Source organism: Micromonospora sp. ATLC20, assembly GCF_057196585.1.
The window spans coordinates 21,633-28,236 of sequence record NZ_JBXUOV010000072.1 but is presented as its reverse complement, the minus strand read 5'-3'; the positions used below and the strand labels follow the sequence as shown (position 1 = coordinate 28,236).

The window sequence follows — 6,604 nt, the reverse complement described above, 5'->3', positions numbered from 1 at the left end:
TCCTTGCCGTCCTTGCCCCACTCGCCCTTGTCCGGGCCCCACTCGCCACGGTCGCGGCCTTCCTGGCCACGGTCCTTGCCGTCCTTGCCGTCGTCGTGCGAGTCGTTGCCGGCGTTCTGCGGCGCGGCGGCGTGGTTGTCCGCCACCGGTTCGGTGCCGGACTTGTCGTCGCGGGCGGCGAGCCCGCCGAGCGCCGCCAGCCCGACGACGCCGGTCAGCCCGGCCACGCCGGTGGCGACCCAGAGCGCCCGCCGTTTGCTCGTCCGCGGCGGGGGCGCCATCGGAGCGCCGCCGTCGGGTGTCGTTACGTCGTTCGACATGAGAGCCCTTTCGGTTCTTCCCAAACGGGTCGCACCGCCCCAGGCCGGGCGACCAGCTACAAACCGGTTGTAGCCTCTGATCAGCACCGTATGAGAAGGTTCCTCGCGAGGAAGACGTATCCGAAAAAAGCCCGCATTCCTCCCACGAACGGCGGTCGGTGACCAACCACGTCAGGGGGACCGCAACGGCCCAGACGGCGGCGGGCCCCACCACCCGCCGTCGAGGCGCGGTGATGGGGCCCGAAGGAGTTCGCGGCCGCGGGGATCAGCCGGGCAGGCGGGGGCCCGCCTCACGCTGCTCGGCCAGCCAGGTCTCCACCTCGGCGGAGGCGCGCGGCAGCCCGGCCGACAGGTTCACCGGGCCGTCGGCGGTGACCAGGATGTCGTCCTCGATCCGCACGCCGATGCCCCGCAGCTCCTCCGGGACCAGCTCGTCCTCCGGCTGGAAGTAGAGCCCCGGCTCGACGGTGAGCACGTACCCCTCGCCGAGCGGCCCCTCGCGGTAGGTCTCCTTGCGCGCGTTGGCGCAGTCGTGCACGTCGATGCCGAGCATGTGGCTGGTGCCGTGCAGCGTCCACCGCCGGTAGACCGTGGAGTCCGGGTCCATCGCCTCGTCCACGCTCACCGGCAGCAGCCCGAGATCCTTCAGCGCCTCGGCCAGCACCCGCATCGAGGCCAGGTGCACGTCCCGGAACGCCACACCCGGCCGGCACATCTCGATGCCGGCCTGCTGCGCGGCGTACACCGCGTCGTAGACCTGACGCTGCAACGGCGTGAACCGGCCGTCGACCGGCAGCACCCGGGTCACGTCGGCGGTGTAGAGGTTGCGGTTCTCCACGCCCATGTCCATCAGCAGCAGCTCACCCGGACGGGTCGCGCCGTGGTTGTGCACCCAGTGCAGGATCGTGGCGTGCTCGCCGGCCCCGACGATCGAGCCGTAGCCGACGTCGTTGCCGTCGTGCCGGGCGCGCAGCGCGAAGACACCCTCCAGCAGCCGCTCGGAGACCCCGCGGTCGGCCGGCAGCGCCCGCGCCACGTCCTCGAAGCCGCGCACCGTGGCGTCGCACGCCTCCTGGAGCTGCGCGATCTCCCACTCGTCCTTGACCAGCTTCAGCTCGGCGATCGCGATCGCCAGCTCCCGGTCGCGGCCGGGCTGCCCGTCGGCGCGCGCGCCGTCGTACTGACGCACCGCCGCGTCCACCCGGGCGTCGAAACCGCGGAGCACCCGGGTACGCCCCGGAGCCAGGCCGGCCAGCGCCGCGTCCAGCTCGCTCAGGTCGGCCGTCGGCAGGCCCAGCTCGGTGGACTTCTCCCGCAGCGTCGGCCGGCGGCCCACCCACAGCTCACCGTGGCGGCTGCGGAAGAACTCGTCGGTCACCCGCGACGACCGGGGCCGCATGAACAGCGTGGCCTCGCCGCCCGGCCGCAGCACGAGGACGCTGTCCGGCTCCAGATCGCCGGTCAGGTACGCGAAGTCGCTGCCCGGCCGGAACCGGTGCTCGGTGTCGTTGGCGCGTACCTTCTCGTTGCCGGTGGGGATGACCAGCGTCTCGCCCGGGAAGGCCTCGGCCAGCGCGGCCCGCCGCTTGGCGTGGTTGGGCACCTCCGCGCGCGGGGTGACCGGCAGTTCGGTGTCCCGCCAGCCCTGCCGCATGAACGACAGGAACGCCTCCGGGAAGTCCGGGTCGTGCGACTCCGTGCCGTCCGCCGCCTTGCCCTGCCGGGTCCGCTCCTCGGCCATGATCCGCCCCTCCCTGAGCCTCGTCGCTGGTCCCGACGGTACCGCGCGCACGACAGCGGGAGGTGCCTGCGGTGCCGCGACGGCGGCTTCCGGCGCGTGGAAAGATGGCGGCCATGTGCGGACTCCTGGCCTTCTTCAGCGCGCGCGGCGACGCCGCCGCCCACCGCGACAACATCGCCGGCGCACTGGAGTGCCTGCACCACCGTGGCCCGGACGAGACAGGGGTCGAGGTGGTCGGCGACGCCTCCGGCCGGTACGCGGACGGCGTGTTCGCGCACAAGCGCCTGGCGATCATCGACGTGGCGCTGAGCCACGAGCCCCTGCCGTACGCGGGCGGGCGGTACCTGCTCACCTTCAACGGCGAGATCTACAACTACATCGAGCTGCGCGAGGAGCTGATCCGCGACTACGGCGCCCAGTTCGCCACGAACGGCGACGGCGAGGTGATCGTCGCCGGCTACCACTACTGGGGTGAGCAGGTGCTCACCAAGCTGCGCGGCATGTTCGCGTTCGTGATCTGGGACCGGCAGGAGCGGCGGGCCTTCGGCGCGCGGGACTACTTCGGCATCAAGCCGCTGCACTACCTCCAGACGCAGGACGGCCTCTACCTCGCCTCGGAGAAGAAGGCGCTGCTGCCGTTCGCGCACTCGGCGTACCAGGGCGACGCGGGCATCGACACGGCGAACCTGAGTCACTACCTGACGCTGCAGTACGTGCCCGAGCCGGGCACGCTGCACAAGGGGATCAGCCGGATCGGCTCGGGGGAGTACCTGACCTGGACCCCTGGTGGCCGGATCGAGGTGCGCCGCTGGTACCGGCCGGTGTTCCGGCCGGCCCCGGTCTCCGACGAGCAGCGGCTCTACCACGACATCCGGGAGACGCTGCGGGAGAGCGTCCGGATGCACATGCGCTCGGACGTGCCGGTCGGCTCGTTCCTGTCCAGCGGCATCGACTCCACCGCTGTGGTGGCGCTGGCCCGCGAGTTCAACCCGAACATCCTCACCTTCACCGTCGGCTACGACGTGCCCGGCTACTCCGAGATCGACGTGGCCCAGGACTCGGCCCGGCACCTCGACGTGACCACGATCCCGACCAAGATCGGGCCGCAGGACATGATCGACGCGCTGCCGAAGATCGTCTGGCACCTGGACGACCCGGTCGCCGACCCGGCGCTGGTGCCGCTGTACTTCGTGGCGAAGAAGGCCGCCGAGCACGTCACGGTGGTGCTCTCCGGTGAGGGCGCCGACGAGTTCTTCGGCGGCTACACGATCTACCGGGAGCCGCTGTCGCTCAACGCGGTGAACAGCCTGCCCGACGGCGTGCAGAAGGGTCTGCGCGCGGTGTCGAAGGCGATCCCGCAGGGCGTCAAGGGCAAGAGCTTCCTGGAGCGCGGCACCACCCCGATCGAGGAGCGCTACTACGGCAACGCCCGGATGTTCACCGAGGAGGAGAAGCAGCACCTGCTGCGCCGCTACGACCCCTCGGTGCGCTACACGGACGTGACCGCGCCGATCTACGCCGAGTGCACCGAGCTGGACGACGTCACCAAGATGCAGTACGTCGACCTCTACACCTGGCTGCGCGGCGACATCCTGGTCAAGGCCGACCGGATCTCGATGGCGCACTCGCTGGAGGTGCGGGTGCCGTTCCTGGACCGGGAGGTGTTCAACGTCGCCGCCGGCATCCCGGTCGACCTGAAGCTGCCGCCGCGCTCCGAGGCCACCAAGTACGCGATGCGCCAGGCGCTGCAGGGCGTCGTGCCGCCGGCCATCGTGAACCGCAAGAAGCTGGGCTTCCCGACCCCGACCCGGGTCTGGCTGCGCGGCGAGATGTACGAGTGGGCGCGGCACGTGCTGTCCACCTCGGGCGCGGGTGACCTGATCGACCTGTCGTACGCGATGCGCCTGCTGGAGGAGCACAAGCGGGAGGAGGCGGACCACTCCCGCAAGGTGTGGACCGTGCTGATCTTCTGCATCTGGCACGCCATCTTCGTGGCCAAGACGCTCGACCCGGGCATCCAGCGCAACCAGTCCGCGCTGCTCACCAAGCCGGTCGTCGGCAGCATGGTCCGCTGACGCGAGCGTGACGAGACCGGGCCCCCGGGGTGTTCCCCGGGGGCCCGGCCCGTTACGGGATCACCTGCCGGTGCAGGTGACAGTCGGCAGGGTGTTGGTGCCGGAGAAGTTCGCGGTGAAGCCGAACGTGGTGGTGCCCTCCGGCGGGACGCTGCCGTTGTAGGCGGCGTTGGAGACGCTCACCGACGCCCCGCTGCCGCTCAACGTGCCGTTCCACACCTGGTTGATGGTCTGGCCGCTGGGCCAGGTCCAGTTCGCGGTCCACCCGGAGTAGGTCCGGGTGCTGTGGTTCATGATCGTCACTTCGCCCTGGAAGCCGCCACCCCAGGCGGTGACCACCTTGTACACCGCCATGCAGGAGCCGGCCGGCATGGTCGGGCTGGTCGTCACCGGCGGAGGTGAGGTCGGCGGCGCGGTGGTCGGGGGCGCGGTCGTCGGCGGCGCGGTGGTCGGCGGCGCGGTCGTCGGAGGGTTGCTGCCGCCCGAGCCGATCCCGGTCACCTCGCCGTTGCCGCCGTCGAACGTCACGTCCGAGCAGCCGAAGAAGTTCTCCTGGCTGTCCGAGCGGACCCAGCGCGAGTAGATGATGTGCCGGCCGCTCTTGTTCGACGGCAGGTTGCCGGTGAAGTAGTAGTGACCGTCGTTGGTGCCGACCGCGCCGCGTTGCGGCGGGTTGGTCACCTGCAGGAACGGCTGCTCCTCCAGGTCGCTCCAGGCCAGCGGCCGGTTCGGGCTCCAGCTGTCCTTGGTCACGTAGAAGTAGAACGTGCCCGGGTGGTGGGCCCAGTTGCTGTACCGGAACTCCATCGACCGGCCCGCCGTCAGGTGGGTGATCGGCCAGTCGTTGCGCGCCGCGTCGTACCCGCTGAAGTTGGGGTTGCCGCCGCTGCACAGCTTGCCGTCGGGGATGAACCCGACGGTCCGCCCGCCAGCGTCGGAGCGCAGCACGCTGAACCAGTTGTACAGCGAGTTCGCCCCGTTCGCGGCCACCGCCGACGAGCAGGCGGGGTTGTTCGGCCGGATCTCACCGGTTCCGGTGAGGCCGTCCTTCCAGCACAGGTAGGTGCGGGCGCCCGGCGTCATGGCCGCGCCGTGTGCGGCCGCCGGTCCGGAGTGGGTGGCCAGGGCGAACGCGCCCAGGGCCAGGGTGGCGGCCGCGGTGAGCAACGCGGCCGTACGGGATCGGTGCACGGGGATCTCCTGACTCGCGGAGCGTGGCCCGGTTCGGCCCGCCCCGCTGCGACGAGCGGATGCGACGATCGCGGTGCCCGCGCCCGGTCGGCGTGCGGCCGGGGCCGTCTGCGGGCGCGCACCGCTTGCGGTCCGTTGCCACGGACCGTGGATGCCCTCGCGTCGGATCGACCCGGCGGCCGGCGACGCGGCAGCCCCCCGCGTCGTTACCCGGCATCGCCATCCCACCACGTCCGCACGCCGCCCGCAATAGGCGGCGCTCGATGCCCGGGTCCCGGCGCGCGGTGGCACCGGCATGCGACAGGATCGGGGGGAGGACGACGAGGGGAGCCAGGATGGGGTACGCGGTGGTGCTCGGCGAGGCGCTGGTGGACCTGCTCGACGCCGAACACGACGGAGAACCCGTCTACCGGCAGGCGATCGGCGGCGGCCCGCTCAACGTGGCGGTGGCGGTCGCCCGGCTCGGCGGAGACGCGCGGTTCGTCGGGTCGCTCGGCGACGACGCGCTGGCCGGACGGATCCGCGCCTTCCTCACCGGCGCCGGGGTGGACGTGAGCGGGACGGTGACGGTGCCGGCGCCGACAGCGCTGGCAGTGGCCACGTTCGCCGGCGCGGAGCCGGACTTCCGCTTCTACGGCGAACCCCGCTCGTACGCGCTGCTCGGCCCGGACGACCTGGACGTGGCGCTGGTCGAGGGCGCGGACGTGCTCTACTGCGGCTCTATCGTGCTGCTCGACCCGCCGGTGCTGGCCGCCGCCCGGCGCGCCTGGTCGATCGCGGGCGCGCTGCGGGTGTTCGACCCGAACGTACGGCCCCGCCTGCTCACCGCCCCGGGCGCGCTGGACGGGCTGCGGGCGGTGGTCGCCGAGTTCGCCGCCGCCGCGCACCTGGTCAAGCTCAGCAGCGCCGACGCGCGGCTGCTCTACCCGGACGAGCCGGTCGAGGGCGTCGCCGCGTACCTGCGGGAACTGGGCGCGAGCACGGTCGTGGTCACGCTCGGCGCGGACGGCGCCCTGGTCGCCGCCGGCGACGACGTGGTGCGGGTACCCGCGCCGAAGGTGGACGCGGTGGACGCCACCGGCGCGGGCGACTCGGTGATGGGCGCGCTGGTGGCCGACCTGCTGGCCGCGGGTGAGCCGCTCGACCCGGCCGGGTGGCGGGAGCGGGTCGCGTTCGCGCTGCGGGTGGCGGCGGTGGTGTGCGAGTCACCGGGCGGCGCCACCGCCATGCCCACCCGCACCGCGGTCGCCACCCGCTTCCCGTGACCCGTCCGCCCC

Annotated in this window: 4 protein-coding genes and 1 pseudogene; 2 read left to right on the top strand and 3 right to left on the bottom strand. The window is 72.2% G+C overall.

Features of this window, described 5'->3' with window-relative positions; all coding sequences use genetic code 11:
• A pseudogene (locus AC2CHG_RS16955) lies at window positions 1–320 on the bottom strand (hypothetical protein); the annotation flags it as partial.
• Between the two features lie 265 nt (window positions 321–585).
• Window positions 586–2,061, bottom strand: coding sequence for an aminopeptidase P family protein (locus tag AC2CHG_RS16950; protein ID WP_484525086.1), 1,476 nt, complete (start codon window positions 2,059–2,061; stop codon window positions 586–588).
• A 113-nt stretch (window positions 2,062–2,174) separates the two neighbouring features.
• Between AC2CHG_RS16950 and asnB the strand changes: the two genes are divergently transcribed.
• Window positions 2,175–4,136 carry an asparagine synthase (glutamine-hydrolyzing) gene (asnB, locus tag AC2CHG_RS16945; protein WP_041784229.1) on the top strand — a complete coding sequence of 654 codons (1,962 nt, stop codon included), beginning with the start codon at window positions 2,175–2,177 and terminating at the stop codon, window positions 4,134–4,136.
• A gap of 60 nt (window positions 4,137–4,196) precedes the next feature.
• Here the strand turns inward: asnB and AC2CHG_RS16940 are convergent, their stop codons facing one another.
• A complete protein-coding gene (locus AC2CHG_RS16940) occupies window positions 4,197–5,333 on the bottom strand; it encodes a lytic polysaccharide monooxygenase auxiliary activity family 9 protein (RefSeq protein WP_355509759.1) in 1,137 nt (378 codons plus the stop codon).
• A gap of 329 nt (window positions 5,334–5,662) precedes the next feature.
• On the opposite strand from AC2CHG_RS16940, the gene AC2CHG_RS16935 reads away from it, so the two are divergent.
• Window positions 5,663–6,592, top strand: coding sequence for a carbohydrate kinase family protein (locus AC2CHG_RS16935; RefSeq protein ID WP_355509615.1), 930 nt, complete (start codon window positions 5,663–5,665; stop codon window positions 6,590–6,592).
• Window positions 6,593–6,604 lie beyond the last annotated feature (12 nt).